Genomic DNA, 25,940 nt, shown 5'->3' on the forward strand with positions numbered 1-25,940 from the left:
GCCTGAAGTCCTGGAGGATCTTCCGCAGATCCCGATGCAGCCCCAACCGCATGACGTCAATCGTCAAAGCTGTCCTCACCCTGGAGCGGCAACGCTGAAGAGGCTCACTGACTCGAAGCCGGGATCCCGCCTACGGGCCTCGATCTTTCTTGTGGCAAGGGCGCTGGTCGCGTGGTGTCGGAGGGATCTGGCAGAGGATGACGTGATGCCTGTCGAGCTCCACGGTGGCCATCTCGGCGCGCACTGGCGGTTCCATCTCGCTACACACCGCAGCAAGATGCGCTTCAGTCTTCGCTGGCTCGCTTACACCGACAACGGTGAATCCGGATTTTCGTCCACGCCAAGGATAATGAGTCCGCCTTGGGCGTTCGCAAACGCGCTCACAGTTTCCCACATTGTGGCTGGCAAGCCGCCCTGCGAGCGCTTAACCTCGCACGTGTAGTGATCCGCCGAACCGACGAAGCTTCTCTAGCAAGTCATGCAGCTCGTTCTCAGTCACATGCCTACCTCCTGAGCACTGTGGTGCCTAAGAGTACCCCTCATGCAAGTGTCGGAACACTCATGAGACTGCATGAGAGCTCAGGGGGCTTGCATGATGTTGCATCGTCTGCATGAGAGTCGGCGAGTCGGAGGCGATCGCCGTCAGCCACCCAGTCCCCGACTTCCGTCCCATCTGCCTGGTTCGCCGACGGACGGGATAGGAGTCCCTCCACCGCTACGGCCCACCCGTCGGCACCCGCCCGTGGTCCTCTCCTCGAAGTCGGAGCCCGCCCGTCGAAGGCATCGGGCCGAACGCGAGGCGATCAGAGTGTGGACTCATCGGTTACCCCTCCTTGCGGATCGCGGGGCGGGAATCGCTCGCCACTCTTGCCGGCTGGTGCGGCAGTGGCTCTCACGGTCGCCGGGTCCCGGGGGCGGCCACTGGGCAGTCCGGCAGCCGGCCAGACTCACCTCGGTTGTCTCCAGCCCCAGTTGTCTGCAACTGACTTGAAAGCTGGCCAGTGCTGTGAGGGAAGGATCTTGAGCAAGCTGGCGGACTCCGGAATGCGGTGGCTCGTGGTCAGTTCGATGAGCTGTGCCGCGCCCACCGACCTCGTGAGGCAGCAGAGCGACCTCTTGCTCAGCAGGGTGTCCGAGCTTCAGCGGTAGACCGGCTGGAGGCTGCCCGAACGAGGTCCTGCCGGTGGTGGCGTAGGCGGCGTCAGGGAGGGCCCTACGCCCGCGCCGGGCCGGGGACGTGTGGGGTGCCCGGGGTGGGGTGTGGGCGGCGTTCGGGGCGCCAGGTGGCTACCAGGGCGGCGGCGAGGAGGAGTTCGGCGATGTCGCCGCCGTAGTACATGATCTCCGCGCCGCCCCGCACCTCGGGGATGGGGGCGTGGATGTGGGTCCCGAAGCCGCCGTACATCAGCTGCGAGACGGTGGCGTGCACGGCGATGGCGCAGCCGAGGTAGACGAGGCGGGTGCGTACGCCGGGGCGGGAGGGGGCGGGGTCGGGTCCGGCGATGGCGTGGGCGAAGAGGCAGCCGGACAGCAGGAAGTGGGCGTGCAGCAGCCAGTGCCAGCCCGGATGGGCCAGGGTGGCGTTGTACAGCGGGGTGAAGTAGAGCACCGCGAGGCTGCCGGTGGACAGCAGCAGGGCGACGGCCGGGTGGGCGAGGAACCGGGCGGGACGGCTGTGCAGCAGCGAGGTGAGCCGACGGGCCCGGGGGGCGGGCAGGGTCCGCAGCAGGAGCGTCACGGGAGCGCCGAGCACCAGGGCGAGCGGGGCGTACATGCCGATGAGCATGTGCTGGACCATGTGGCCGCGGAAGTCGCCGTGGGCGAAGGACGCGACCGGTGGCAGGAGCGCCACGGCGAGGAGGACCAGCCCGGTGAGGAATCCGGCCGTGCGCCAGGGGTTCCAGCCCCGCGCCGGGTTGCGGCTCCGCGCCTGGTGGACGAGGTGGAGGTAGCCGCCCGCGCAGGCCAGCACGGCGAGCGCGGGCGGCAGGATCTCCGGCAGGCCGGGGCCCGCGCTGCCGTGCACGGGATGCGCGTCGTGGTGCATCAGGCGTCTCGTGCCGTCCGGCGGGCTGCCGGGGCGTCGGGGTCGAAGGGGCGGCCGCTGCGCTGGAGCAGCCAGCCGCCGACGAGCAGCAGGGCGCCCAGGGCGAGGAAGCCGAGGTCCCACCAGAGCTGGTGGGGTCCGCCGTGGACGTGGTGGATGCCGAGGATGTGGTGGTCGAGGACGCCCTCGACGAGGTTGAAGAGGCCCCAGCCGGCCAGGACCCAGCCCCACAGCACGCGGGACGTCCACACCGCGCGCCGGTTGTGGGTGACCCGGGAGTACAGGACGGCCAGGCCGAGCAGGACGGCGAGCCAGCACACGGCGTGGAAGACGCCGTCCCACACGGTGTTCATCTCCAGCCCGGACACGGTGCCGGGGTCGTAGTACTTCACCCCGATGCGGTCGTCGTCGGTGCTGGTGAGCATGTGGTGCCACCGCAGGAGCTGGTGCAGCGCGATGCCGTCGACGAACCCGCCCAGCCCGACGCCCAGCACGGTTCCGGGCAGCTTCAGGCTGGCCGGTGCCGGGCCGGTCCTGGTCCCGCCCACGGTGGTTGCCATCGCCGCGTCTCCGTCCCGTAGGTACCCGTAGGTAACGGTGTGGGTGCTCTCCGACTGGACGGGGTATCCCGGATGGCCGCATGCAGTCTTACGCATCGCGGCTGGTTCTCGCGTCCGGCTGCCCGGCGCCCCGGTAGCCATCGGCTGCCGGGCGTCCGCGCCCTCGGGCCGTCAGGTGACGTGGGCTCGCAGGCGGTCGCTGAGCGCGACGTCGTGCGGCAGCTGTGCCAGCTCCGCCGCGCGCACGTCGGCACCGTGTCCCTTGAGGATGTCCGCCAGGTAGGCCCAGTGGGCGGCGGCCGCCTCCTCGTGGGTCCAGCCGTCGAAGGGTTCGTCCGGTCCGACCACCATCCGGGACGTCTCCTCGATGTCCTCGACCGAGGTCCACGCCCTGACGTCGGGCGGCTCGGCCGTGCGGGCGACGAAGGGCGTGGACGTCCAGCCCCGGTCGTTGAGCAGCGTCACGCTGCGGCCGTCGGCGAGTACGGCTTCCAGCCGGGCCGACACCGACAGGTTCCGGGCGTCCGTGGCGCCGTCGTTCAGGTCGACGTGGGTGACGAAGCGGATCACCGCTGTCATTCCGGCCTCCTCCCCGGCTCGCCGGGTGCTGGTCCGGGCGGGCTCCCGTCGTACGGTAGCGGGCCCGCGCGAGGTACCGGTAGCGGGTTTCGGGAGGGTTCCGGGGCGGCCCCCGGCGCACGGTGCCGGTACGGGTTCGGCGCGGCTGCTCCTCGTGCGCCTCCCGTGTTCTCCGCCCTCCCCGGGGCGCGTCATGCCTCCGCTCCGGAGAGCTTGACCCACCGTAGTGATCATGACCACCATGGGGTGGTCGTCAGGGGGCGGAGCAAGGGCGTGCGCGCCGGGGTGCGGAGCCGGGCGACGCCGGACGCGGGATGACCGGACACGCGGTTTCCGGTTCCAGCGGTTTCCTCCACGTGCGCGTGACCGAGTGCCGTGCGGCTTCCTGCACCCGAACGGAACGCTTCGTTCGTGCTTTTCGAGTGAGAGGCCTCGGTGGAAGGAAAGCCATGGCAGGTGGCCGAATACCGTCCGCGCCCCTGAGCGACGTCCCGTCCGGCGGGAGGAGACGCATGCCGAAGGGCGCCCGGATGTGCGCCCCGGGAAGAGGCGGGACCGGTGTGCTGGCGGCCTTACCGCCCGCCGGGACGGTCACGTGCGCCGGGACGGTCACACCCGGCTGGGCCGTCACGCCACACATCGAGACGTACAGCCGGACGTGCGGTGAGTCCTCCGCGGACGTCGTACGGCGCGCGTGCACGGCGTGGACGAAGGCCGGCCGGTGACCGTCCTGCTCGAAGGGTTCGTGCTCGGCCTCGCGTACGCGGCGCCGATCGGCGCGCAGAACGTCTACGTGATCCAGTCCGCCGCGGGCGGGCCGCTGCGGAAGTCCCTCCGCGTCGCCCTGGTGGTGGCCGCGATGGACATCTCCCTGGCGCTGGCCTGCCTGTACGGCCTGGGCGCCGTCCTGACGTGGCTGCCCTGGCTGCGCACGGCGATGCTGGTGGTCGGAGCCGCCTTCCTGCTCTGGATCGGCATCGGGCTGGCCCGCCGGAAGGCCGGGGCCGACGGGCCCTCCGAGGCGGAGGGAGGGCCGGCCACCTACGCCTGGGGTGCGGTCGCCGCCACGGCGTTCACCCTCACCTGGTTCAACCCGCAGGCGCTGATCGACGGCACGCTCCTGCTCGGCGGCTTCCGGGCGCAGCTCGCGGACGGGGAGGTGCCGGTGTTCGTCGCCGGGGTGGCCGCGGCGTCGACGTTGTGGTTCAGCACGCTGACGGTTCTCGTCGGTTCGTTCCGCAGCCGGATGGGGCCGCGCGTCATGACGTGGATCAACCGGGTCTGCGGCGTGGCCTTGTGCGCGCTGGGGGTGCGGCTGGCGGTCGGCCTGTTCTAGGCGCGGCGGGGCGGGCGCCGCGGAGGGCGGGCGCGCGCGCCCCGCTGGCGGTGCTGCAGCAAGGGCGGCTCCCCCCGGCGCGTTCAGCTCGCGCGGGGGTGCCCCTGGGCGTAGTGGCGCAGGGCTGACGCGGGGATGCGCGGGGCGCCGTCCAGGGTGACGGTGGGGAGCTGGCGGCTCTGTACGAGGCGGCGGACCTCGGCGCGGGTGGCGCCCAGCACGCGGGCGGCGTCCGCGTAGGTCAGAGCGGTCGTGGCGGGCCGTGGCGGGGACGAGGGCTCGATGGGCCCGTCCGCGTAGGCGGGCGTGGACCGGCTGACGGCGTCGGCGACCTGGTGCCAGAAGCCCGAGCGGGCCGGCCGGCAGGGCCGCCGGAAGGCCGGGGTGTCACGGGCCAGGGAGTTGCGCGTCGCGGCGCTGAGCGAGGAGTGGGACATCAGTGCCGGTGCCTCCTTCGGCAGCAGTGCTGCTCGGTTCCAGCGTGGACGGCGTGGTGTGGCGCATCAGCTGCTCCACGATCTTCGGAGCGGCGATGCCCACGATCAGGGCGCCCAGGGGCCCGGCGATCTGCTCTGAGGCGGCGAAGGCCGCTGCGAGCCCGGAGCCCAGGGCCGTCCGGATGACGACCGCGACGCAGTACGGCGTCAGCGGTACCTCGCCCGGCACGTTCCATGGGAACCCCTTCACTCGCTGGATAGCCCGGTACAGGTCGAGTCCTTCGACGGCTGCGGCGCCACCGAGGCCCCAGATGCAGGCTACCCACCACAGCACCGGATAGCCCCTCCTCCGCTGGCCGCAACACGGGTAGACATACAGCTTCGCGCGAGAGACGGCGCGGTTCCAGTCGGATGGGCGGAGACGGTCCGGTTCCGGCCAGGGGCGGGGGACGCCCACGCGGGTTCCCCTGCGGTCCACAGGCGTGGCGGGGACGGCGGGTCACCGCAGGAATTGGCCGAAAGCGGACGGGTGTGCTGACGGCGGTCGGCGGAGGCGCGCGGCCGGTCGGCACGGTGGGCGGCCGGTCGGCACGGTGCCCGGCGGGGCGGAACGCCGGAGCCGGGGATGAGAACGCGCCGCATAGGAGCGATAGAGGTTTATCTACACGTCGTCATTCGTGCGAGGGAAACGCGCCGGTGTGGGTGGTTGGCAGGGGTTTGCGCAGGGCAGCGTTGGCCCGACGATGTCGTCCGTGGCCGGGCGGTCGGCCAACTGACCCGGCGGCACCCCGAGTCCGTAACTGGAGGAAATATGGCACGTGTCCGTACTGCTCGCCTGGCCGCCGCTGTCGCCGCCGTGCCCCTGGCGTTAGCCCTCTCCGGCGGTGTGGCACAGGCCGACAACGGTGCCTTCGCGACCGGCGGGGCGCTCGCGGAGGTGACGGCCAACGAGCAGGCCAACACGGCCACGGTCAGCGGTGGCCCGGCCATCACGGCGATCGACCAGGAGAACGTGAACGTCACCTTCTCCCCGCTCTGGTGAGGGAGTAGACGCCTCCTGGGGAAGGGCGGCGTCAGGGAGACCGGAGAGGTACGCGCAGCGCGGCCGCACCGAGGTGCGGCCGCGCTGCCGTGTCGGCGGACGGACGGTGCCGTGCGGCGCGGCGCGGCGCGGGGACGGCGGGCGGCGCGGACCCGTGTCGGGGGCAGCCCTGAGAGCGGGACGGGGACTCCTCCACCCCTGGGAGGTGCGGTACGAAGGGCACTACAACCTGAGGCGGAGAACGCTCGGCACCTGCGGCCGATCCCCGTGTACCGCGCGCGCTCCTAGCGTTGAGCCATGACCACGCCTGGGGCCTCCGCCGGCATCACCGCCACCGTCACGCCGCTCGTGCCGAAGCGCTCGGCCGAGCGCGTCCCCGACCGTGCTGCCGCGTGCGACGACCGCGCGCCGCGCTCCGTCGCGCGGCCGGTGGGGCAGCGGACGGTGCCGCCGACGTTCACGTCCTACGTGCGGGCGCGCGGGCCGGTGCTCCTGCGCACCGCGCGCTCCCTCACCGCGAACCCCTGCGACGCCGAGGACCTGCTCCAGACGGCCCTCACCAAGACCTACCTCGCCTGGGAGCGCATCGAGGACCACCGCGCGCTGGACGGGTACGTGCGCCGGGCGCTGGTCAACACCCGCACGTCGCAGTGGCGCAAGCGCCGCGTGGACGAGTTCTCCTGCGAGGAGCTGCCCGAGCCGGACGCGGCGCCCGCCCCCGACCCGGCCGAGCAGCAGGCCGTGCGGGACGCGATGTGGCGGGCGGTGCTGAAGCTCCCGGCGCGGCAGCGGGCGATGGTGGTGCTGCGCTACTACGAGGACCTGAGCGAGGCGCAGACGGCCGAGGTGATGGGGGTGTCCGTGGGGACGGTCAAGAGCGCGGTCTCCCGGGCGCTGGCCAAGCTGCGGGAGGACCCGGAACTCGTCGCCGGCACCCGGGACGCCGCGGCCTGACCGCCAGGGGCGGTCAGGCCCGCCCCCACGTCCACGGGCGGGTGTGCCCGTGCGTGCTCCGAGCCGGACAAACGGACCCGGTCCGAAGCTCCGCCGGTGAACGACACGGCTCCCGGGTAGTGACATACCGCGCGGTATGCCATGAGAATCGCGGGACGATTACCCGTACGTAACCCGGGAGGACCCGTGCTCAGCACGATGCAGGACGTACCGCTCAACGTGAGCCGCATCCTCACGCACGGCGCGAAGGTGCACGCGAACGCTCAGGTCATCACGTGGACAGGCGGGGGCGAGCCGCAGCGGCGCAGCTTCGCGGAGATCGGGGCGCGGTCCGCGCAGCTCGCGCACGGCCTGCGCGACGAGCTCGGTGTCACGGGCGACGAACGTGTGGCGACCCTCATGTGGAACAACGGCGAGCACATGGAGGCGTACCTCGCCATCCCTTCCATGGGCGCCGTCCTGCACACGCTGAACCTGCGGCTTCCTCCGGCCCAGATCGCCTGGATCGCGGGCCACGCCGCCGACCGGGTCGTCATCGTCAACGGCACGCTGCTGCCGCTGCTGATCCCGCTGCTGCCGCACCTGGGGACGGTGGAGCACGTCGTCGTCGCGGGTGAGGGCGACCGGGCCGGTCTCGCGGGGGCCGCCGAGGCGGCCGGGGTACGGGTGCACGAGTACGAGGAGCTGATCGGCGGGCGTCCGACGACGTACGACTGGCCGGAGATCGACGAGCGCCAGGCCGCCTCCCTGTGCTACACCTCCGGCACCACGGGCGACCCGAAGGGCGTGCTGTTCAGCCACCGCTCCATCTACCTGCACGCCATGCAGACGAACACCTCCGAGGCGTTCGCCCTGGGCAGCGGTGACCTGTCCATGCCCGTGGTGCCGATGTTCCACGTCAACGCCTGGGGCATGCCGCACTCCGCCTTCATGGCGGGCACCTCGATGCTGATGACGGACCGCTTCCTCCAGCCCGGGCCCATCGCCGAGATGATCGAGACCCTCCGGCCCACGATGGGCGCCGCCGTCCCGACCATCTGGCAGGGCCTGCTCGCGGAGCTGGAGGCCAACCCGCGCGACGTGTCGTCCATGTCGCAGGTCGTCATCGGCGGTTCCGCCTGCCCGCCGAGCCTCATGCGGGCCTTCGAGGAGCGGCACGGCGTCACCCTCGTGCACGCCTGGGGCATGACGGAGACGTCGCCGCTGGGCACCGTCTCCCACCCGCCGGCGGGGCTGAGCGAGGAGGAGCGGTGGTCGTACCGGCTCACCCAGGGAAGGCTGCCCGCCTCCGTCGAGGCCCGGCTCGCGGCGCCCGACGGCACCTTCGCGCCCTGGGACGGCGAGAGCACCGGTGAGCTGGAGGTGCGCGGGCCCTGGATCGCCAGCGGCTACTACGGCGGCGCGGGCTCCGACGAGCCGCTGCGGCCGGAGGACAAGTTCAGCCCCGACGGCTGGCTGCGCACCGGGGACGTCGGCAAGATCTCGCCCGACGGCTACCTGACGCTGACGGACCGGGCCAAGGACGTCATCAAGTCCGGTGGCGAGTGGATCTCGTCCGTGGAGCTGGAGGGGCACCTCATGGCGCACCCGGACGTGGCGGAGGCGTGCGTCGTCGCGGTGCCGGACGAGAAGTGGGGCGAGCGTCCGCTCGCCACGGTCGTGCTGCGGGAGGGCGCGACGGCGGGCTTCGAGGAGCTGCGCGAGTTCCTCGGCCGCCACGTGGCGCGCTGGCAGCTCCCGGAGCGGTGGACGCTGATCCCGGAGGTGCCGAAGACGTCCGTGGGCAAGTTCGACAAGAAGGTGCTGCGGAAGCGGCACGCGGAGGGCGGACTGGACGTCACCACCCTCTGACGCGCCCCCGGCGGACGTACGCCCGCCCGCGTACGTCCGCCCGGGTGCGTCCGCCCGGGCGGGGTGTGCGCTCGCGTGCCGGGGGGCCGGGGGCCGGTGGGCCGCTAGTTCGCGCCGATCTTCGCCAGCAGGTCCACGATGCGCCCCTGCACCTCGGCGCTCGTCGAGCGCTCAGCGAGGAACAGGACCGTCTCGCCCGAGGCGAGGAGGTCCAGCTCGGCCGGTTCCATGCGCGCGGAGGTGTAGACGACGAACGGGGTGCGGTTGAGGTGCCCGTTCACCCGCAGCCAGTCGATGACGCCCGCGCGGCGGCGGCGGATCTGGCACAGGTCCATCACGACGAGGTTGGGCCGGAGCTGCGCCGCCAGGGCCGCCGCCTCGCTGTCGCTCGACGCGTGCGTCACCTGCATGCCGCGGCGCTCCAGCGTGGCGGTGAACGCCTCGGCGATCGCCGCCTGCTCCTCCACGAGCAGCACCCGGGGCGGGTGCTGCTCACTGTCGCGCGGTGCGAGCGCCTTCAGGAGGACGGCCGGGTCGGCTCCGTACGCCGCCTCCCTGCTGGCCTGCCCGAGCCCCGCCGTGACGAGGACGGGCACCTCGGCGGCGACGGCCGCCTGCCGCAGCGACTGGAGGGCGGTCCGGGTGATCGGGCCGGTCAGCGGATCGACGAAGAGGGCCGCCGGGTAGGCCGCCATCTGCGCGTCGACCTCCTCACGCGAGTGCACGAGCACCGGACGGTAGCCGCGGTCGGTCAGCGCCTGCTGCGTCGAGACGTCCGGCTCGGGCCAGACGAGGAGGCGCCGGGGGTTGTCCAGCGGCTCGGGCGGCAGTTCGTCGTCCATGTCGCGGGGGCGCGGCGGCGTCCCCGCGCCGCTGTCGGTGACCTCGACGGCGCCGTTCGGGCCGTCCAGCGGCTCGGGACCCTCGGCGGCCCCGGCCGCCGGGGCGCCTATGGCGAACTCCCGGGCCAGGCCGTCGGAGGCGGCCGAGGGGGCGGGACCGGCGCTTCCCTGCGCGGCTCCGGGCGCGGGGGCGGGACCGGCCGGGCGGTGCGGTGTGCGGTGCGGGGGCGCGGGCGGCTGCTCGGGGACGTGCTGCCGTTCGGGCGCGCGCTCGGGCGGCGGCGTCGCGGTGCGCTCGCGTTCACCCTCCGCGGGCGGCGTGGCCAGCTTGCGGCGCCGCCCGGTACCGGCTGGCGGCGTCGCGGGGGCGGGCTGGCTGCCGGACGGGACGGCGGGGGCGCCCTGCGCGGACGCCGGAGACGGGTCCGGGGGCGGGGTCGGCGGCACCGGGGGGCGGGGCGGGAGCACCGGCTGCGGGGCTTCCGCCTCCTCGGGGGCGGTCTCGCCGGGGCGGCGGCCGAACGGCAGGCCCTGGCCGAGGGTGCGCACGCTGAAGCCGCCCGAGGAGGAGTCCGCGGGCGGTTCCGCGCCGGGCGCGGGGAGCGCGGGCTGACCCGGCTGCGGGGCCTGCGGCGGGTGCGGCGCGGGGTACGGGGCGTCGCCGCCCAGTATCGGGCTGCGGGCCACCATGGGCTGTCCGGCGTGCGGGTCCTCCGCCCCCGGCGGCTCCTGGGCGGGCTCGTGGGCCTGTTCCCGGGGAGGCACGGGGGGCGCCTGTTCCTGGGGAGGCGCGGGCTTCCGGCGACGCCCGGTGGGCCGGTCCTGCGGCACGGCCGCCGGTTCCGCCGCACCGGCCGGGACTCCCGGTTCCGGGGCGTGCGGCATCCCCGGTCCGGACGCACCGCCCGCCCCCGGTTCCGGGGCGTGCGCGCCGGGCGGCACGGGGAGACGCGGCGGTTCGTGGGGGGCCGGGACGCGCGGTTCGTGGGCGCCGGGGACCCGCGGTTCCGGGGAGCCGGGCACGCGCGGTCCGGGGGAGCCGGGCGTGCCCCGTTCGAGGGAACCGGGCACGCGGGGTGACGGAACCGGGGCGCCCGGCGCCGCGCCGGTTCCGGGCGCGGCAGGACCCGGCCCGCCCGGACCGGGCACCGGCGTCCCCGGAACCGGCGCGTCCGGCGCCGCCGGTTCCGTCTCCGGCGCCCGGTCGGCCGCCGCGGGCGGCAGCGCGAAGGCGGCCCGCCGCGGAGCCGCTGCTGCCGCCGCCCCGTCCTCCGGACCGGGCCGGGCACGACGGCCCCGCCGTCCGGTACCGGGCGCCACCTGCTGCGGGATCTGGCCCGCCACGGAATCGCCCGCCCCGTCCGACTCCTCGCCCACCGGACGCAGGGCACGCCGTGCCCGCCGCCCCGTCGGCGTCTCCGCGACCGGCTGCCCCGGCACCGGAGCCGCCCCGGGGGCCGCCGGAGCCGCCTCCGGCTTCCGCTCCGGCACCAGGCTCTCGTCCACGTCGCCGAGCGGCACCTCCAGCACGTACGCGCTGCCGCCCGGCACCTCGTGCGTCTGGAGCACACCGCCGTGCAGCCGGACGATGCCGCGCACCACGGGCAGGTGCACCGGGCTGCCCCCGCCGTGCGGGCCGCGCACCTCGATCCGCGCCACCGCCGCGTCGCCCCCGCGCTTGGCGGCGGCCACCACGATCGTCGAGTCGCCGCCCCCGGCCGTCGCGTTGCCCGTCGCGTCCACCCCGGCGACGTCCGCGATCAGGTGGGCGACGGCGAGCGCGAGACGGTCCGGGTCCACCACGGCCTGCACCGGCGGGGCGTGCACCGCGAACTGCGCACGCCCCGGGCCGATCAGTTCCACCGCGCCCTCGACGCCCGCCGAGATCACCGCGTCCAGCGCGACCTGCTTGCGCTCCAGCGCGTCCTGCCCCGTCTCCAGCCGCTGGAAGCTCATGACGTTGTCCATGAGCGTCGTCATCCGCGTGTACCCGGCGGACAGGTAGTGCAGCACCTGGTTGGCCTCGGGCCACAGCTGGCCCGCCGGGTCCGCCGCGAGGCCGCCCAGCTGGCGGCGCAGCTCGTCCAGCGGACCGCGCAGCGCGTCGTTGACCACCGCGAGGAGCTGCTCGTGCCGCGCCTCCAGCGAGTCCAGCGCCCGCCGGTCGGTGAACGTGATGACGGCGCCGACGAGCTGGTCGCCGTCCCGCACCGGGGCCGTCGTGATGTCCACCGGCACCGGACGGCCGTCCTTCGCCCACAGCACCTGGCTGCGCACCCGGTGCTTCCGCCCGGAGCGCAGCGTGTCGGCCAGCGGCGTCTCCTCGTACGGCAACGGCGAACCGTCGGCCCGGGAGTGGTGCACCAGCGGATGGAGCTGCTGCCCGCCCAGGTCGCTGGCCCGGTAGCCGAGGATCGTCGCGGCGGCGGGGTTGACGAGCACGACCCGGCCCTCGGTGTCCGTGCCGATCACGCCCTCGGCGGCGGCCCGCAGGATCATCTCCGTCTGCCGCTGCTGCCGCGCCAGCTCCGCCTCGGTGTCCAGCGTGCCCGTCAGGTCCCGCACCACGAGCATGAGCAGCTCGTTGCCGGTGTAGCTGTTGCCGTGGTCGGCGTAGGCCGCCTCGAACGGCGACTCGTACGTGGTGCGGCCGTCCTCCAGGTTCGCGCTCGTGACCTCGACGGGGAACTCGGCGCCGTCGATCCGGCGCGCGATCATCCGCGTCGGCGGCGTCCGCCCCTCCACCTGCTCATCGGGCCTGCGCATCGACCCGGGGATGCGCTTGGAGTCGAAGGCGGGCAGCAGGTCGAGCAGCCCGCGTCCGATGAGCGCGGTCCCGGGGGCCTCGAAGACCTCCAGGGCGATGCTGTTGGCGTTCACGACGGTGCCGTTCGCGTTGACCAGCAACAACGCGTCGGGCAGGGCGTCGAGTATGGCGGCGAGGCGAGCAGCGCCTCGGGACGGCCTGCTGCTCACGTCGGCGTTCCTCCCTGCTGTGCACGTGGGAGCCCGGTCGGTCTGCCTGCGGCGCCGGGCGTGTCACACAGGGAGTCTACGGGCACCCGGCGGTCGTGCCACGGTGGATGCGGGCGGCCGGACGGCACGCGGGAGGAAGCCGCCGCACCCACCCGGAGCGGGCCAATCCGGGGGTTTCCGGGGCCATCCGGGGGCGTCAGCGCACCTCGGGCAGCGCCGGCGTCATGGCGTCCCAGCGGTCGATCTCGCAGCCGTTCGTCCGCTCGAACCGGGAGTCCACCTGCCGTCCACCCCACGTTCCGGTCACCCGGGCGGTCTGCGGGCCGCCGTAGATCTGCGTGCACATCACGTCCTGGCCCACCGGCTCCCACAGACTCCTGGCCCGGGTGCGGGTGGCCTGGTCCACGGCCGCGCAGGCGTCCTGCGCCGCCGGGTGCGTTCCCCCGGCGGGGTGGCACCGCAGCTCGAACTGCTCGGCCTCGGCCGCGTCCTCCTCCTGGTACGTGATGACCAGCCGGTCCGCCGGAGCCTGGGAGGGGGGCGGGGCCGGGCAGGCCAGCGCGGACCCGGTCACAACGGACAGCGCGGCGGTGAAGACGACGGTGATGGCGGTACGGCGCAACATGACGGCTCCCTTGGGTGAGGGGCCACGCTCCGGCCCCACCTACCTAACGCTGCACCGCGCCCCCCGTTGCGCAACTCGACCCGAAGGGAGCACCGGCCACCCGGGCGAACCGCCCTCCCGGGGGAACCCGTCCGGGCAGCCGCGCCGCGTGGAACGGGCCCGGGCGGGACTGCCGTGGGCCGCCGGAGGGCTTTGCCCAGCCGCCCGTCCGCCGGGTAGTCTGAGCGGCGATTGGCAGCAGCCCCGCAAGCTGTGCCATCATCTGCGCACACGCCGCGTCGTAGCGGGGTGTCGGGAGGCTTCGCCTAGTCTGGTCTATGGCGCCGCACTGCTAATGCGGTTTGGGGTTACCCCCCATCCCGGGTTCAAATCCCGGAGCCTCCGCTCGATCACCATGATCACCAAAGCCCCGGCCCGAGCGCCGGGGCTTTCGCGTTTTCCCAGCTCAGGCCGGGTGCGGGCAATGGATTTCGTCTCCAGGCGGAGGTCATGTAATGTTGTTCCCGCAACGCCGACCGGCCGAAAAACGCCGGGTCGACAAGCGCTCGTAGCTTAACGGATAGAGCATCTGACTACGGATCAGAAGGTTGCAGGTTCGAATCCTGCCGAGCGCGCAGCAGATCAAAGCCCCCTCGGGATCATCCCAGAGGGGGCTTTTCCGTGGCTGTGGCTGCGAGCAGCGAAGTACAGCAACGGCGTCAGCCGCTACCGCCCACCGCGTCCGACAGCTTGCCGATCGCGTCGCGCACCCCGTCCTCGCCCGCCTCGGCGTAGACCTCCATCGTCATGGCGATCCGCGAGTGCCGTAGGGTTCCGTCCATGGTGACTGCGACTGTCCGCCAGTGGGACGACGAGGAGGGGTGGGGCGTCCTCGACTCCCCCGAAACCCCCGGCGGTTGCTTCGGTCACTTCTCCGACATCCAGGTGACCGGCTTCCGCACGCTGTCGCCCGGACAGCAGGTCGACCTCACGTGGGAGGCACCCGGCTTCAAGCAGGACGGGTACGACTACCGCGCGGTCAGCATCGTGCCCCGGTCCGCCTGACCTCCACAGCCGACACCGACGACGGCGTCCGCCCACGTCCCCCGGCGGCCCGCCACGCCACCGCCCCCTTCAGCACCCAGCAGACCCGCGCCTCGTGCCCCATCCGCTGGCAGTCCTACGGCAGTCGCGCGTCAGCCTCGTCGTGTTCCGACCTCGTCCGCGGCCTCCTCCGTCCGCCGAGTCCGGCACCTCGAACTCGTACCCCACGCGGACCGTGGGTGCGGGCTGGCGGTCGTCGGCCAGGGCGCGTGCAGGAAGATCAGTAGAGGATGACTCTCCAGCGCTCGACCCATTGGAGCCGTTCGCCGCCTGTTCCGCGGATCAGAATCCGGTCGTCCTCCACTTGCCACACGGTGCCGTACAGCGTTGCGTGTGGGAGGTCTGCCCGTACGGTGTCGTACACCTCCAGGTCGGTTTCCACCGGCCGGGACCAGCCATGTCCGCAGCGGTCGCAGTTGTATCCGACCACATGGCTGCCCGCGAGATGGGCCGGTGCGCCCAGACGGACTGCCTCGTGGAAGCAGCGGGGGCACGGATCTGCGGTATGAGCGCCTGAGGACCGGGACACCAGGAAATTCTGCCGCAGCGAAGCACAGCAATCCAAGCGGGCGCCGGCGTCCGACAACGCCCGCCGCGCCCCGGCCCGCAGCCTGTACGGCGCCCCATGACCGATCCGGTCGGAGCCGCGGTCCGATCGTTGCCGGTCCGACGGTGCGGGACGGGCGTGGGCCCCGGGGTCGGGCGGTTCCCGCCCCGGGGTGGGGCGGACGTTTGTGCGATGCTGGAGGCGGCGTCCTGTCCGGCTGTGGCCGGGTGGGCGTCTGACGCTGGGAGGTCTTCTCGGCTCGCTCCCGTAGCCCCTGGCGCCGTTCACCGGCATCTACGGCGGGCGAGGTGTCCGCACTGGGGTTTCCATGGCACACGACGGCCCGGATCTGACGAGTCTCCTGCTGGAGACCGACTCCCTCGACGGGTTTCTCGACGCGCTGGCCGCCCACGCGCTGGCGTGCACGCCGACGGCCAGGGGATGCGGCATCACCGTCAGCCGCGAGGGCCGCCCCGTGACGGTGGCCAGCGCGGGGAGCAGCGCCACGGAGCTGGACGAGAAGCAGTACGGGCTGGACGACGGGCCGTGCCTGCGGGCTCTGCGCTTGGGCGAGGAGATCATGGTGCCGGACATGCTCGCCGAGCGGCGTTGGGGCCCCTACCCCTCCTACGCCGTGGCGAGCGGCGTTCGCTCCTCGTTCTCCGTGCCCGTCGCCGCCCGCACCCACACGGCCGGCGCGCTGAACCTGTACTCGGCCGAGCCGGAGGGCTTCGCCGAGTCGGACGTGACCCGGCTGCGCGGGATCGCGGCCGAGGCGACCGGTGCGATCGCGCTGGCGCAGCGGATCTCCGACGCTCAGGAGTTCGCGGAGCACCTTCAGACCGCGCTGGCGTCGCGCACCGTCATCGACCAGGCCATCGGCATCATCATGGGGCAGCGGCGCTGTGACGCCGAGCAGGCGTTCGACGTGCTGCGCGGTGCCTCGCAGAACCGGAACGTCAAGCTCCGGGATCTGTGTGCCGACCTGGTGACCAACGTCGGCGGGCGGCCGCCCCAGGAGCGCGGGCTCCGGCCACGTCCCTGAGCCGGGACGTCAGGGGCGGGGGACGACGGTGGTGGGCTTGCCGACCAGGGCCGTGGCGACGTAGCGGTCCACGCCCGGCAGCGCGGTGGCGCGCAGGGCGATCCGGCGCAGCAGCAGTTCCCACGGGGAACCGGGCAGGAACCAGCGGGCGGCGTTGCGGGCCACGCGCTGTTTGCCGACGGTGACGGGGTGCCACGCGCGTTCGTAGCCGTCCAGCGCCGCCGGGACGGACGCGGCCCGTTCCAGGTGCCGGGCGAGGACATGGGCTCCGGCGACGGCGAGGGACGCGCCCTGGCCCGCGAGGAGCGAGACGGCGTAGCAGGCGTCGCCCAGGAGCACGGTCCGCCCGTGGCTCCAGCGGTCCATGGTGACCTGGGCCACCTGGTCGTAGTACACCTCGTCGGACGGCGGGCACAGATCGAGGGCGCGTGGGGTGATCCAGCCGAGCCCGGCGTAGGCGCGGCGGACGGCGGCCCGGGGATCGGCCGGGAGGGACGGGTCCGGAGTGCGGTGGACGGTGAACGCGGCGACGCGGCCGTCCCGCAGGCCGTAGAAGCCCATCTGGCGTCCGGCGGTGTCGGTGAGGTTGAACCGGCCGGCGACGGCGTCGCGCAGTCCGGGGTCGGTGAAGAGGTAGGCGGCCGTGTGGAAGCCGAGGTAGCGCAGGAACCGGTCCTCCGGGCCGAAGACGAGTTCCCTGACGGTGGAGTGGATGCCGTCCGCGCCGACGAGGAGGTCGGCGTCCAGGGCGGTGCCGTCGGTGAGGGTGACGCGGACGCCGTCCGGGGTGTCGTCCACCGCACGGGGGCCGGTGCCGTAGCGCAGTTCCACACCGGGGCGCAGGTGTGCGCGCAGGGCTCGTTCGAGGTCGGGGCGCATGATGCTGAAGAGGCGGCCGTCCAGGGCGTCGGCGAAGCGCTCGTAGCTGAGCCCGGCCCGGCGCCGTCCGCGTGCGTCCCGGTACGCGGCTTCCTCGACGCGGTAGGAGACGTCCAGCAGCGCGGGCAGGACGCCCATGTCCTCGGCGGCGTCGTAACCGGGGCCGAAGAAGTCGATCATGTAACCCTGGGCGCGCGGCCCGGGTGCCTTCTCCAGGACGACGACGTCCCAGCCGAGGGTGTCCAGGCGCTGGGCGCAGGCGAGACCCGCGATGCCCGCGCCGCAGATCACGGCCTTCACCGGTGGTCACCGGCCTCCCGCTGGGTGAGCATGCGGCGGAGTACGGGTCCCACGGCCGCCGGGGTCAGCGCCGGGTTGAGCGGGCGGTGCAGCATGACGCCGTCGACGGCGGCCGTCAGGACGGCGGCCGTCGGTCCCGGGGTTTCGGCACCGTGTTCCGTGAGCCAGCGGGCGATCCGGTCCCGGGCGTCCGTGAGGACGTCCGCGATGCCGTCCCGCAGTGCGGCGTCCCGGGCGGCCCGCAGGTACGCCTCGGAGAACAGCAGCGACGCGGTGTCCTGGGCCGAGTGGCCGTCGAGCGAGGCGAGCAGCCGCTCCAGACCCGCGTCGAGCGAGCCCGCGTCGTCGAGGAGGGCGGCGAGTCCGTCGAGGAGGCCGCGCATGCGGTCGAGCGCGGCCTCGGTGAGCAGCGCGTCGAGTGAGGCGAAGTGGTAGTGGACGAGCCCGGCTCCCACACCGGCGCGTTCGGCCAGCGAGCGGGTGCTGACGGCGGACCATCCGCGTTCCGCGATCAGCTCCACCGCCGCGTCGAGCATCTTGCGCCGTACGTCCTGCGTGGCCATGTCCGCTCCCGGGGTCCGCGGGCCGCCTGGGATGCCCGCCTTGGGCGAACGTACTGGGCGACCGCTTTGGGCGTCTGCCCAAAGCGTAGGACGCCGAGGAACCCCGGACAAGTGCGGAGGCCGCGCCGTCGGCGCCGGGCGGGGTGAGAAGCAGGGCGCCGCGCGGCTGTCCCGCGTCCGCGGGCTCCCCGGCGGCCGTTGGGGGGGGAGGACGGGGCGGGGCTCCGCCGGGAGTCGTCAGGCGCCAGCGGTCAGCCGTTCCCGGCGGCGCGTCCTCGCCGCCCTGCCGGGGTCTGCTTCGCGGCGCGTTTCAGTTCCTGCTTGTGGGCGCGGACCTTGGCCAGGGACTCCGGTCCCGTGATGTCGGCCGCCGAGCGGTGGGCGCCCTCCTCGCCGTACGGGCCCGCGGCCTCCCGCCAGCCCTCGGGGGTGACGCCGAGCTGCTTGCCGAGCAGGGCCAGGAAGATCTGCGCCTTCTGCCGCCCGAACCCGGGCAGCTCGTGCAGCCGTTTCAGGAGTTCCGCGCCGGAGGCGGCGTCGCGCCACACCGCCTGGGCGTCGCCGTCGTAGTGCTCGACGAGGTACTGGCAGAGCTGCTGCACGCGCTTGGCCATGGCGCCGGGGTAGCGGTGGACGGCGGGTTTGGCGGCGAGCAGGCCGGCGAACGCCTCCGGCTCGCAGGCGGCGATGCGGTGGGCGTCCAGGTCGTCGTCGCCCAGCCGTCGCGCGATGGTGTGGGGGCCGGAGAAGGCCCACTCCATCGGGACCTGCTGGTCCAGCAGCATGCCGACGAGTGCGGCCAGCGGGCTGCGGCTGAGCAGCGCGTCGGCTTCCGGCTGCTGCGCGAGGCGGAGGGAGGGTGTCATGTCTTCATGGTGGCCCCGCCCGGGAGCCCTCGCACACCGTCGAGGGAGCGGTCGGAGCGGTCGGGCCGGACGGACCGGACGGACCGGGGAAACTGTCAACCTCGGGTTGACGCACGTCAAGTGTCAACCTACGGTTGACGCATGGGAGAACCAGTGCGCATGACCAACACCGTTCGCCTCGACGACCTGATCGAGGCCATCAAGAAGGTCCACACCGACGCCCTCGACCAGCTCTCCGACGCGGTCATCGCCGCGGACCACCTCGGTGACGTGGCCGACCACCTCATCGGCCACTTCGTCGACCAGGCCCGGCGCTCGGGTGCCTCCTGGACGGACATCGGCAGGAGCATGGGCGTCAGCAGGCAGGCGGCGCAGAAGCGGTTCGTGCCCAAGGACGCGGCACAGCCGAACGACCTCGACCCGAGCCAGGGCTTCGGCCGCTTCACACCGCGGGCCAAGAACGTCGTGGTGGCGTCGCAGAACGAGGCCCGCGCGGCGGGCAACGAGCGCATCCGGACCGAGCACCTCGTGCTCGGCCTGCTGAGCGAGTCCGACGGCCTCGCCGCACAGGCGATCACCGCGCAGGGCATGACGCTGGACACCGTCCGGCGGGCGGCCGTCACGGCGCTGCCGCCGTCCGCCGGGGAGGTGCCCGACCTCGTTCCCTACGACCCATCGGCGCAGAAGGCGCTCGAACTCACCTTCCGGGAGGCGCTGCGGCTGGGCCACAACTACGTCGGCACCGAGCACGTCCTCCTCGGGCTGCTGGAGCAGGAGAACGGTGACGGCGTGCTGACCGGCCTCGGGGTGCGCAAGGCGGCCGTCGAGGAGTACGTCGCCACCGCCCTGGCGTCCTTCACCGCCGGGGAGTAGGCGCGGCGCGTGCCGCGCCCCCGCACCCCTGCGCGCCCGCGCCACCCGCGCCCCCGGGCCGTCCGCCCCCGGACCGGCGCAGGGCGGGGGCGGACGTGCGGTGGCGGGGGCTGACGTCAGGCGGTCGCCGCCGCGCCCCCCGGGCCCGCGCCCACGTACGCGCGCAGGTGCGTGGCGGTGAGCGTGTCGCCGTGCGCGACGAGGTCGGCGGGCGTGCCGGTGAAGACGACCCGGCCGCCGTCGTGGCCGCCGCCGGGCCCGAGGTCGACCAGCCAGTCGGCGTGGGCCATGACGGCCTGGTGGTGCTCGATGACGACGACCGTGTTGCCCGCGTCCACCAGCCGGTCGAGCAGGGCGAGGAGCTGGTCCACGTCCGCCAGGTGCAGCCCGGTCGTGGGCTCGTCCAGGACGTACGTCGCGGCCTTCTCCGCCATGTGGATGGCCAGCTTGAGCCGCTGCCGTTCGCCGCCGGAGAGGGTCGTCAGCGGCTGGCCGAGACGCAGGTAGCTCAGGCCCACGTCCACCAGGCGGCCCAGGACGGCGTTGGCCTGCCCGGTGGGGAAGAACGCGTGTGCCTCGGCGACGGACATGGCGAGTACGTCGCTGATGTTCTTCCCGCGCAGGGTGTAGGTCAGCACCTCGGGGGTGAAGCGTTTGCCCTCGCACTGTTCGCAGACGGAGGCGACCCCCGCCATCATGGCCAGGTCCGTGTAGACGAGCCCGATGCCGTTGCAGTTGGGGCAGGCGCCTTCGGAGTTGGCGCTGAACAGCGCGGCCTTCACGCCGTTGGCCTTGGCGAACGCGGTGCGGACGGGGTTCAGCAGGCCCGTGTACGTCGCCGGGTTGCTGCGCCGTGAGCCGCGGATCGGGGACTGGTCGGCGACGACGACGCCCTCCCGGCCCGAGAGCGAGCCGTGGATCAGCGAACTCTTCCCGGACCCGGCGACGCCGGTGACGACCGTGAGCACGCCCTGCGGGATCTCGACGCTGACGTCCCTGAGGTTGTGCAGCCGGGCGCCGGTGATCGACAGGTGGCCGCGCGGCCGGCGCACCTCCTCCCGGAGCCGGGCGCGGTGCTCCAGGTGGCGCCCGGTGAGCGTTCCCGAGGCGCGCAGCCCGGCCACGTCGCCGCTGTAGCAGATCTCGCCGCCCGCCGAGCCCGCGCCGGGGCCGAGGTCCACGACGTGGTCGGCCAGCGTGATCACCTCGGGTTTGTGCTCGACGACCAGCACCGTGTTGCCCTTGTCGCGCAACCGCAGCAGCAGGTCGTTCATGCGCTGGATGTCGTGCGGGTGCAGCCCGATGGTGGGCTCGTCGAAGACGTAGGTGACGTCCGTGAGGCTGGAGCCCAGGTGACGGACCATCTTCACCCGCTGCGACTCGCCGCCCGACAGCGTCGCGGAGGACCGGTCCAGGCTGAGGTAGCCGAGTCCGATCTCGACCAGCGAGTCCAGCAGGTCGCGCAGCCCGCCCAGCAGCGGCGCGACGGACGGGTGGTCGACGCGGCGGACGAACGCGGCGAGGTCGCTGATCTGCATGGCCGAGCACTCGGCGATGTTGACGCCGTCGATCACCGAGGACAGGGCGGCGGCGTTCAGCCGGGCGCCGCCGCAGTCCGGACAGTCGGCGAAGACGACGGCGCGGTCCACGAAGGCCCGGATGTGGGACTGCATCGAGTCGCGGTCCTTGGCCAGGTAGAGCCGCCTGACCTTGGTGACGAGCCCTTCGTACGTGACGTTGTTCGCGCCGATCCTGATCTTCGTCGCGGGCTTGTGGAGGAAGTCCTCGCGCTCGGCCGGGGTGAAGTCCCTGACCTTCGTGTCCGGGTCGAAGAGGCCGGAGTGGGCCAGCCCCTGCCAGTACCAGGAGCCGACGGCGAAGCCGGGGGCGGTGATCGCGCCCTCGTTCAGCGACCGCTCGGCGTCCACCAGCTCGGCCACGTCGATGTCGGACACCTGGCCGATGCCCTCGCACGTCGGACACATGCCCTCGGCGGTGTTGAAGCTGAAGGCGGTGGAGGTGCCGACGTGCGGGGTGCCCAGGCGGCTGAAGACGATCCGCAGCATCGTGTAGGCGTCGGTGACCGTGCCGACGGTCGAGCGCGAGTTGGCGCCCATCCGCTCCTGGTCCACGACGATCGCCGCGCTGAGGTTGCGCAGCTCGTCCACGTCGGGGCGGCCCGCACTCGGCATGAACGACTGGATGAACGCGGTGTACGTCTCGTTGATCAGGCGCTGGGACTCCGCGGCGATGGTGCCGAAGACGAGCGAGGACTTGCCCGACCCGGAGACGCCGGTGAAGACGGTCAGGCGGCGCTTGGGGAGGTCGACGGAGACGTCGCGCAGGTTGTTCTCCCGCGCGCCGCGGACCTGGATGACGGTGTGGCGGTCCGCCGGCTGGAGGCGGCCGGAGGGGGCTGCGGCCTCTGCGGGCGCTTCGGCCTCTGCTGGGGCTTCGGGTGTTTCGGTTTCGCGGTGCATCCGGCTGGTCCCTTGCTGCGAGTCGCGGTCTGGGGCGTCGGGGCTGAGACGTGACAGGTGAGGCCTGGGGCTGAGGGCGTGGGGCTCGGTGGGCGCGCTGTTTAGCGTACAGCGTACTCTATACAACGTACAAGAAACGCCGGACCCGGGTGCGCGGACCGCTCCGGAAGCCGGGAAGGATGGCCGCATGGCCAAGGAACGAAGCAGCTCGGGCGACCCGGCCCGCACCCTGGAACTGCTGTGGCGCGAGCCGGGGAGCGAGGGCGCCCGGCGCGGACCCCGGCAGGTCCTCAGCGTGGACGCCGTCGTCCTGGCCGCCGTCGGTGTCGCCGACGCGGGCGGGCTGGAGGCGCTCACCATGCGCGGCCTCGCCCGGCGCCTCGGCGTCACGCCGATGACCCTCTACACCTACGTCCCCGGCAAGGCGGAGCTGCTCGACCTGATGCTCGACGCCGTCTACCTGCGGATGCCGCGCACCGACCACGCCGGGCAGCCCTGGCGCGACCGGGTCGCCGCCGTCGCAAGCGAGAACCGCGAGCTGTACCGGCGCCACCCGTGGGTGGCGGTCCTCGGCGTCTCCCGGCCCCCGCTCGGGCCGGGGACGATGGCCAAGTACGAGCACGAGCTGACCGCCTTCGACGGCCTCGGGCTGGACGACGTCTCCATGGACGCGGCCCTCACCTTCGTGCTCGGCTTCGTCCACTCCGTCGCGCGCACCGCCATTGAGGCCGAGGACACCGACCGGGACAGCGCCCTCTCCGACGCCCAGTGGTGGGCCGTGAACGCGCCGCTGCTGGACCGCGTCCTCGACCCCGGGCGGTACCCGCTCGCCACCCGCGTGGGCAGTGCGGCGGGCCAGGCCCACCAGGGCGTGTACGACGCGGAACACGCCTACGCGTTCGGGCTGCGGCGGGTACTGGACGGCCTGGCCCGCCTCGTCGAGGGGCCCGGCGCCTCCGGCTCCACCCCGCCCGGCGCCTCCGGCTCCGACCCGCGCGGAGACGCGTAAGGACGCCCGGGCCGGGGAACCGGGGGCCCGGACACCTCCTACGGAAGGACCGCGTCATGCCGAAGACCATGCTCGCCGGACGGCTCGACGTCCGGGCCGGGAGCTTCGCCGTGGAGAACGTGCCCGTGCCGGAGCCGGGACCGGGCCAGGTCCGCGTCCGGGTGCGCGCCGCGGGCGTCTGCCTCTCCGACGTCCACCTCATCGACGGCAGCCTGCGCCCCCAGTTCCTCACCGGGGACCACGTCACCCTCGGGCACGAGGTGTCCGGGGAGATCGACGCGCTCGGCGAGGACGTCCCCGACCGGTGGACGCCCGGCGACCGGGTCCTGCTCCAGGCCGGGGAGCGCTGCGGGATGTGCCCCAACTGCGTCCGGATGCGCGAACCGTGCCTCCAGGTGCGCACCCGCGGCGTCGACTACGACGGGGGCTGGGCCGAGTACGCGCTCGCCACCCACCACACGCTGGTGCCCCTCCCCGACGACCTGCCGTTCGAACAGGCCGCCATCATCCCGGACGCCGTCTCGACCCCCTGGGCCGCGATCACCGCCACCGGACGCACCCGGGCGGGGCACCCGGCGGGGGTGTGGGGCGTGGGCGGGCTCGGCGCGCACGCCGTCCAGCTCCTGCGGCTCGTCGGCGCCGCGCCCATCGTCGCCGTCGACCCGTCCGGGGCCGCCCGGGAACGGGCCCTGGAGTACGGCGCCGACCTGGCGCTCGACTCCGCGGACCCGGAACTGGCCCGGCAGGTCCAGTCGGTGACCGGCGGGCAGGGCCTGGACGTCGCCTTCGACATGGCGGGTGTCCCCGCCGTACGGGAACAGGCGCTGACCTGCCTCGCCCGGGAAGGCCGGCTCGTCCTGGTCGGCCTCACCCCGCAGCCGCTCACCGTCCGCGACGGGACCCGGTTCAGCTACCTCGGACAGGAACTGCTCGGCCACTACGGCTCCGAGGCGGAGCACGTCACCCAGCTCGTGGACCTCACCCGGTACCACCGCCTCGACCTCGCCCGGTCCCTCAGCGGCACCCTGCCCCTGGCGGACGCGGCCGACGCCGTACGGCGCCTGGAGGACAAGAACGACAACCCGGTCCGCCTGATCCTCACCCCCTGACCCCGCACGCCGCTCCCTCCGCCAGCAGACGGCGCATCGACGCCGCGGCGGTGACGGCGGCGTCGGCGCAGCAGTTGTTGAACAGCACGTGCACCTCGTCGGCCTCCTCCGCCATGGCACGGACGCGCGGCACCCACTCCGCCAGCTCACCGGACGTGTAGGAGTGGCGGAACCGGTCCTCCTTGGAGCCCGTCCCCCAGTCGGGGCTGCGGCCGTGGAACCGGACGACCGCGAGCCGCCGCGCGGTGACGGGAGCGACCGGCGGCAGCGAACCGGGCAGCCCCTGGGCCACGTCCACCGCCACGGCGGAGAAGTCGCGCCGCGCCAGCCCGGCCTCCGTCGCGGCCCGCCGGTCACCGCGCCACCAGTCCGGATGGCGGAACTCGACGGCCACGGGCCAGCCGTCGGTGCGCGTCCGGCACGCGTCGAGGAACGCCTCGGCGCGCGGGCCGGGCGCGAACCACGGCGGGAACTGGAACAGCACGGCACCCAGCCGGCCCGCCCGCCGCAGCGGCTCCAGCGCCCCGCCGAACCGCTGCCACACCTCGTCCAGCAGCCCCGGATCGGCGCCGTGCCGGGACAGGGCGGGCCGCAGCTCGGCGGGCAGCGCCGCCGGACGCGTCGGATGACCGGTCAGCAGCGAGAACGCCTTGACGTCGAAGCGGAACCCCGGTGGCGTCCGCTCCGCCCACAGGTGGCTGTTGCGGGTGCCGGGCAGCCCGTAGTACGTCGCGTCCACCTCCACGACGGGGAACCGCTCGGCGTAGTACCGCAACCGCCCCTCCGGCGTACGCCGCTCCGCCGGGTACCACCCGCTCGCCAGCAACGCCCGGTCCGTCCACGAACACGTCCCCACCGCGACCTCACCCATACCGCCCGGCTACCCGGACCCGAACCGAACGTGCCCCGCACCCCGCACCGGTCCCGGCGTCCTGGCCTGCCCGGGCTGTCCGTGTGCCTCCGGCGGACCGCCGTGCGGTGTCCCGGCTAGTGCCGGGGGCCCGGTGGTCGTCGCAGGCTCAGGTACGCGTTGATCAACGCGATGTCGGCCATGTCCTTGGGCCGTGGGGAAGCGGTCTTCCACGCGAGGACTGTCCGCAGGGGGCAGAAGGGTATGTCTTGCACCAGCTCCGCCGAGTCGATGAGGACGTCCGGTTCCGGTACGCCGGGAAGCCACCGGTCGAAGACCTCGATGTCACCGCCGAAGAGCCGCACCACGCGGCCATGGCCGGACGAGGCGGGACTTGGGTCGGCCCTGCTCAGTGCCTTCTCCCACGCCGCGCCCCGCGCGACGACGTCGAGGTCCCCGACCCCGTCCCTGAGCCCGTGGGCGAGCAGCGGGCCGCTGCCGGCCACCACGTAGTCGGTCGTCGGCATGCCGAGCGACAGCAACGTGCGGATGAGGAAGTGCCGACACAGTGCCAAAGGATCTCCTGGGGGCTGTCAGTCCGACTGCGGCACGTGCGACCGTATCCATCACCGATGACGCGGTGGCGCCGGTCGGCGTGGCGATCACGGCACCTCTCGACACGTGCCCGTGATGAACCGGGCAACCGGGCGGAGCGGTGCCGTTCCCTCACCAGAGCCCGGCGCGGCCCTGCGGGGTCACAGGTCCTCGGTGCGTCCGGTGCGTCGAGGTCGGTGCCGGTCTCGACGTGGGAAGGCTCCTCGTCCAGGATGACCTTGCCCATCGCCTCCGCGATGCTGCTGAGCAGCGCCGCCTTGCGAGCGGCGAAGAAGGCGTCGAAGTCGTCGGCGGCCACGAGATCCGGGCGGGCCAGGTGCGAACGGATGCGTTCGTGCACGCCTTCGGCGGAGGTCTCCGCGTTCTTCACCAGCCGCTCCGGGTACGCGGACGGAGCCGCGCCCCCGATCACCCTGTTGGTACGGGTGGTCAACGGCCTTGTTGACGGTCGGGTCGTACGCGTGCGAGGTGT

At 73.4% G+C, this 25,940-nt stretch carries 24 protein-coding genes, 2 tRNA genes and 2 pseudogenes; 12 read left to right on the plus strand and 16 right to left on the minus strand.

Going from position 1 to position 25,940, the window contains the following annotated elements:
• Positions 1 to 98, plus strand: a pseudogene (locus V1J52_RS18625) (IS5/IS1182 family transposase); the annotation flags it as partial.
• A gap of 205 nt (positions 99 to 303) precedes the next feature.
• Here the strand turns inward: V1J52_RS18625 and V1J52_RS26170 are convergent.
• From V1J52_RS26170 to V1J52_RS18640, 4 genes and pseudogenes are all read right to left on the minus strand, one after another.
• Positions 304 to 426, minus strand: a pseudogene (locus tag V1J52_RS26170) (AlbA family DNA-binding domain-containing protein); the annotation flags it as partial.
• A 787-nt stretch (positions 427 to 1,213) separates the two neighbouring features.
• A complete protein-coding gene (locus tag V1J52_RS18630; protein WP_330141017.1) occupies positions 1,214 to 2,047 on the minus strand; it encodes a cytochrome c oxidase assembly protein in 834 nt (277 codons plus the stop codon).
• Entirely contained in the window at positions 2,047 to 2,607 is a 561-nt protein-coding gene (locus V1J52_RS18635) for a DUF2243 domain-containing protein (protein ID WP_330141018.1), read from the minus strand. Before V1J52_RS18635 ends, V1J52_RS18630 begins: the two co-directional genes overlap by 1 nt.
• 171 nt (positions 2,608 to 2,778) lie before the next feature.
• Positions 2,779 to 3,186: a hypothetical protein gene (locus V1J52_RS18640; protein ID WP_330141019.1), complete on the minus strand. Its 408-nt coding sequence runs from the start codon at positions 3,184 to 3,186 to the stop codon at positions 2,779 to 2,781.
• A 703-nt stretch (positions 3,187 to 3,889) separates the two neighbouring features.
• Between V1J52_RS18640 and V1J52_RS18645 the strand changes: the two genes are divergently transcribed.
• Positions 3,890 to 4,522, plus strand: coding sequence for a LysE/ArgO family amino acid transporter (locus V1J52_RS18645; protein ID WP_330141020.1), 633 nt, complete (start codon positions 3,890 to 3,892; stop codon positions 4,520 to 4,522).
• An 83-nt stretch (positions 4,523 to 4,605) separates the two neighbouring features.
• Here the strand turns inward: V1J52_RS18645 and V1J52_RS18650 are convergent, their stop codons facing one another.
• Both V1J52_RS18650 and V1J52_RS18655 read right to left on the minus strand, forming a co-directional pair.
• Complete coding sequence (locus V1J52_RS18650) at positions 4,606 to 4,959, minus strand: helix-turn-helix domain-containing protein (RefSeq protein ID WP_330141021.1); 354 nt, start codon at positions 4,957 to 4,959, stop codon at positions 4,606 to 4,608.
• The gene (locus tag V1J52_RS18655; RefSeq protein WP_330141022.1) at positions 4,910 to 5,209 is read right to left on the minus strand and encodes a hypothetical protein; all 300 of its coding nucleotides are present in this window, start codon (positions 5,207 to 5,209) and stop codon (positions 4,910 to 4,912) included. The genes V1J52_RS18650 and V1J52_RS18655 overlap by 50 nt, the downstream gene beginning before the upstream one ends.
• Positions 5,210 to 5,770: 561 nt before the next feature.
• Here V1J52_RS18655 and V1J52_RS18660 point away from each other — a divergent pair.
• The 3 genes from V1J52_RS18660 to V1J52_RS18670 all read left to right on the plus strand — a co-directional run bounded on the left by V1J52_RS18660 (position 5,771) and on the right by V1J52_RS18670 (position 8,806).
• Complete coding sequence (locus V1J52_RS18660; RefSeq protein ID WP_330141023.1) at positions 5,771 to 6,001, plus strand: hypothetical protein; 231 nt, start codon at positions 5,771 to 5,773, stop codon at positions 5,999 to 6,001.
• 297 nt (positions 6,002 to 6,298) lie between these two features.
• Positions 6,299 to 6,955 carry a SigE family RNA polymerase sigma factor gene (locus V1J52_RS18665; RefSeq protein WP_330141024.1) on the plus strand — a complete coding sequence of 219 codons (657 nt, stop codon included), beginning with the start codon at positions 6,299 to 6,301 and terminating at the stop codon, positions 6,953 to 6,955.
• 186 nt (positions 6,956 to 7,141) lie between these two features.
• A complete protein-coding gene (locus V1J52_RS18670) occupies positions 7,142 to 8,806 on the plus strand; it encodes a long-chain fatty acid--CoA ligase (protein ID WP_330141025.1) in 1,665 nt (554 codons plus the stop codon).
• A gap of 104 nt (positions 8,807 to 8,910) precedes the next feature.
• Here the strand turns inward: V1J52_RS18670 and V1J52_RS18675 are convergent, their stop codons facing one another.
• The gene (locus V1J52_RS18675) at positions 8,911 to 12,624 is read right to left on the minus strand and encodes a response regulator (RefSeq protein ID WP_330141026.1); all 3,714 of its coding nucleotides are present in this window, start codon (positions 12,622 to 12,624) and stop codon (positions 8,911 to 8,913) included.
• A gap of 196 nt (positions 12,625 to 12,820) precedes the next feature.
• Positions 12,821 to 13,249, minus strand: a complete 429-nt coding sequence (locus tag V1J52_RS18680) for an SSI family serine proteinase inhibitor (protein ID WP_330141027.1) — start codon at positions 13,247 to 13,249, stop codon at positions 12,821 to 12,823.
• A gap of 294 nt (positions 13,250 to 13,543) precedes the next feature.
• Between V1J52_RS18680 and V1J52_RS18685 the strand changes: the two genes are divergently transcribed.
• Positions 13,544 to 13,633: transfer RNA gene (locus V1J52_RS18685), tRNA-Ser, on the plus strand.
• A gap of 157 nt (positions 13,634 to 13,790) precedes the next feature.
• Positions 13,791 to 13,863: transfer RNA gene (locus tag V1J52_RS18690), tRNA-Arg, on the plus strand.
• Between the two features lie 84 nt (positions 13,864 to 13,947).
• Here the strand turns inward: V1J52_RS18690 and V1J52_RS18695 are convergent.
• Positions 13,948 to 14,070: a hypothetical protein gene (locus V1J52_RS18695; RefSeq protein ID WP_330141028.1), complete on the minus strand. Its 123-nt coding sequence runs from the start codon at positions 14,068 to 14,070 to the stop codon at positions 13,948 to 13,950.
• On the opposite strand from V1J52_RS18695, the gene V1J52_RS18700 reads away from it, so the two are divergent.
• Positions 14,069 to 14,293: a cold-shock protein gene (locus V1J52_RS18700; protein ID WP_330141029.1), complete on the plus strand. Its 225-nt coding sequence runs from the start codon at positions 14,069 to 14,071 to the stop codon at positions 14,291 to 14,293. The genes V1J52_RS18695 and V1J52_RS18700 overlap by 2 nt on opposite strands.
• 259 nt (positions 14,294 to 14,552) lie before the next feature.
• Here the strand turns inward: V1J52_RS18700 and V1J52_RS18705 are convergent, their stop codons facing one another.
• The gene (locus V1J52_RS18705) at positions 14,553 to 14,714 is read right to left on the minus strand and encodes a hypothetical protein (RefSeq protein WP_330141030.1); all 162 of its coding nucleotides are present in this window, start codon (positions 14,712 to 14,714) and stop codon (positions 14,553 to 14,555) included.
• 493 nt (positions 14,715 to 15,207) lie between these two features.
• On the opposite strand from V1J52_RS18705, the gene V1J52_RS18710 reads away from it, so the two are divergent.
• Complete coding sequence (locus V1J52_RS18710) at positions 15,208 to 15,924, plus strand: GAF and ANTAR domain-containing protein (RefSeq protein ID WP_330141031.1); 717 nt, start codon at positions 15,208 to 15,210, stop codon at positions 15,922 to 15,924.
• 9 nt (positions 15,925 to 15,933) lie between these two features.
• Here V1J52_RS18710 and V1J52_RS18715 read toward each other — a convergent pair whose 3' ends face one another.
• The 3 genes from V1J52_RS18715 to V1J52_RS18725 all read right to left on the minus strand — a co-directional run bounded on the left by V1J52_RS18715 (position 15,934) and on the right by V1J52_RS18725 (position 18,532).
• Positions 15,934 to 17,103, minus strand: a complete 1,170-nt coding sequence (locus tag V1J52_RS18715; RefSeq protein WP_330141032.1) for an FAD-dependent oxidoreductase — start codon at positions 17,101 to 17,103, stop codon at positions 15,934 to 15,936.
• Positions 17,100 to 17,666, minus strand: a complete 567-nt coding sequence (locus V1J52_RS18720; RefSeq protein WP_330141033.1) for a TetR/AcrR family transcriptional regulator — start codon at positions 17,664 to 17,666, stop codon at positions 17,100 to 17,102. The genes V1J52_RS18715 and V1J52_RS18720 overlap by 4 nt, the downstream gene beginning before the upstream one ends.
• A 251-nt stretch (positions 17,667 to 17,917) precedes the next feature.
• Positions 17,918 to 18,532 (minus strand): HhH-GPD-type base excision DNA repair protein, encoded by a 615-nt coding sequence (locus V1J52_RS18725; RefSeq protein WP_330141034.1) that lies wholly within the window; start codon positions 18,530 to 18,532, stop codon positions 17,918 to 17,920.
• Positions 18,533 to 18,673: 141 nt separating this feature from the next.
• On the opposite strand from V1J52_RS18725, the gene V1J52_RS18730 reads away from it, so the two are divergent.
• Positions 18,674 to 19,405 (plus strand): Clp protease N-terminal domain-containing protein, encoded by a 732-nt coding sequence (locus V1J52_RS18730; RefSeq protein ID WP_330141035.1) that lies wholly within the window; start codon positions 18,674 to 18,676, stop codon positions 19,403 to 19,405.
• A gap of 116 nt (positions 19,406 to 19,521) precedes the next feature.
• Here V1J52_RS18730 and V1J52_RS18735 read toward each other — a convergent pair whose 3' ends face one another.
• Positions 19,522 to 21,885, minus strand: coding sequence for an ATP-binding cassette domain-containing protein (locus V1J52_RS18735; RefSeq protein ID WP_330141036.1), 2,364 nt, complete (start codon positions 21,883 to 21,885; stop codon positions 19,522 to 19,524).
• 187 nt (positions 21,886 to 22,072) lie between these two features.
• Between V1J52_RS18735 and V1J52_RS18740 the strand changes: the two genes are divergently transcribed.
• Positions 22,073 to 22,894, plus strand: a complete 822-nt coding sequence (locus tag V1J52_RS18740) for a TetR/AcrR family transcriptional regulator (protein ID WP_330141037.1) — start codon at positions 22,073 to 22,075, stop codon at positions 22,892 to 22,894.
• Positions 22,895 to 22,950: 56 nt separating this feature from the next.
• The gene (locus V1J52_RS18745) at positions 22,951 to 24,003 is read left to right on the plus strand and encodes a zinc-binding dehydrogenase (RefSeq protein ID WP_330141038.1); all 1,053 of its coding nucleotides are present in this window, start codon (positions 22,951 to 22,953) and stop codon (positions 24,001 to 24,003) included.
• Here V1J52_RS18745 and V1J52_RS18750 read toward each other — a convergent pair.
• Positions 23,993 to 24,874, minus strand: a complete 882-nt coding sequence (locus V1J52_RS18750) for a DUF72 domain-containing protein (protein WP_330141039.1) — start codon at positions 24,872 to 24,874, stop codon at positions 23,993 to 23,995. The two genes, V1J52_RS18745 and V1J52_RS18750, sit on opposite strands and share 11 nt — an antisense overlap.
• Before the next feature lie 116 nt (positions 24,875 to 24,990).
• Positions 24,991 to 25,428, minus strand: coding sequence for a hypothetical protein (locus tag V1J52_RS18755; protein ID WP_330141040.1), 438 nt, complete (start codon positions 25,426 to 25,428; stop codon positions 24,991 to 24,993).
• Positions 25,429 to 25,940 lie beyond the last annotated feature (512 nt).

Source organism: Streptomyces solitudinis (assembly GCF_036323765.1).
In the GTDB taxonomy this organism is placed as follows: Bacteria; Actinomycetota; Actinomycetes; order Streptomycetales; family Streptomycetaceae; genus Streptomyces.

Excerpts from the sequence above, each read along its gene's own strand:
- V1J52_RS18650 (WP_330141021.1), bottom strand. The coding sequence starts at position 4,959 with ATGTCCCACTCCTCGCTCAGCGCCGCGACGCGCAACTCCCTGGCCCGT.
- V1J52_RS18730 (WP_330141035.1), top strand. The coding sequence starts at position 18,674 with ATGGGAGAACCAGTGCGCATGACCAACACCGTTCGCCTCGACGACCTG.
- V1J52_RS18635 (WP_330141018.1), bottom strand. The coding sequence starts at position 2,607 with ATGGCAACCACCGTGGGCGGGACCAGGACCGGCCCGGCACCGGCCAGC.
- V1J52_RS18640 (WP_330141019.1), bottom strand. The coding sequence starts at position 3,186 with ATGACAGCGGTGATCCGCTTCGTCACCCACGTCGACCTGAACGACGGC.
- V1J52_RS18750 (WP_330141039.1), bottom strand. The coding sequence starts at position 24,874 with ATGGGTGAGGTCGCGGTGGGGACGTGTTCGTGGACGGACCGGGCGTTG.
- V1J52_RS18665 (WP_330141024.1), top strand. The coding sequence starts at position 6,299 with ATGACCACGCCTGGGGCCTCCGCCGGCATCACCGCCACCGTCACGCCG.
- V1J52_RS18735 (WP_330141036.1), bottom strand. The coding sequence starts at position 21,885 with ATGCACCGCGAAACCGAAACACCCGAAGCCCCAGCAGAGGCCGAAGCG.
- V1J52_RS18660 (WP_330141023.1), top strand. The coding sequence starts at position 5,771 with ATGGCACGTGTCCGTACTGCTCGCCTGGCCGCCGCTGTCGCCGCCGTG.
- V1J52_RS18745 (WP_330141038.1), top strand. The coding sequence starts at position 22,951 with ATGCCGAAGACCATGCTCGCCGGACGGCTCGACGTCCGGGCCGGGAGC.
- V1J52_RS18695 (WP_330141028.1), bottom strand. The coding sequence starts at position 14,070 with ATGGACGGAACCCTACGGCACTCGCGGATCGCCATGACGATGGAGGTC.
- V1J52_RS18680 (WP_330141027.1), bottom strand. The coding sequence starts at position 13,249 with ATGTTGCGCCGTACCGCCATCACCGTCGTCTTCACCGCCGCGCTGTCC.
- V1J52_RS18720 (WP_330141033.1), bottom strand. The coding sequence starts at position 17,666 with ATGGCCACGCAGGACGTACGGCGCAAGATGCTCGACGCGGCGGTGGAG.
- V1J52_RS18630 (WP_330141017.1), bottom strand. The coding sequence starts at position 2,047 with ATGCACCACGACGCGCATCCCGTGCACGGCAGCGCGGGCCCCGGCCTG.
- V1J52_RS18700 (WP_330141029.1), top strand. The coding sequence starts at position 14,069 with ATGGTGACTGCGACTGTCCGCCAGTGGGACGACGAGGAGGGGTGGGGC.
- V1J52_RS18740 (WP_330141037.1), top strand. The coding sequence starts at position 22,073 with ATGGCCAAGGAACGAAGCAGCTCGGGCGACCCGGCCCGCACCCTGGAA.
- V1J52_RS18725 (WP_330141034.1), bottom strand. The coding sequence starts at position 18,532 with ATGACACCCTCCCTCCGCCTCGCGCAGCAGCCGGAAGCCGACGCGCTG.
- V1J52_RS18710 (WP_330141031.1), top strand. The coding sequence starts at position 15,208 with ATGGCACACGACGGCCCGGATCTGACGAGTCTCCTGCTGGAGACCGAC.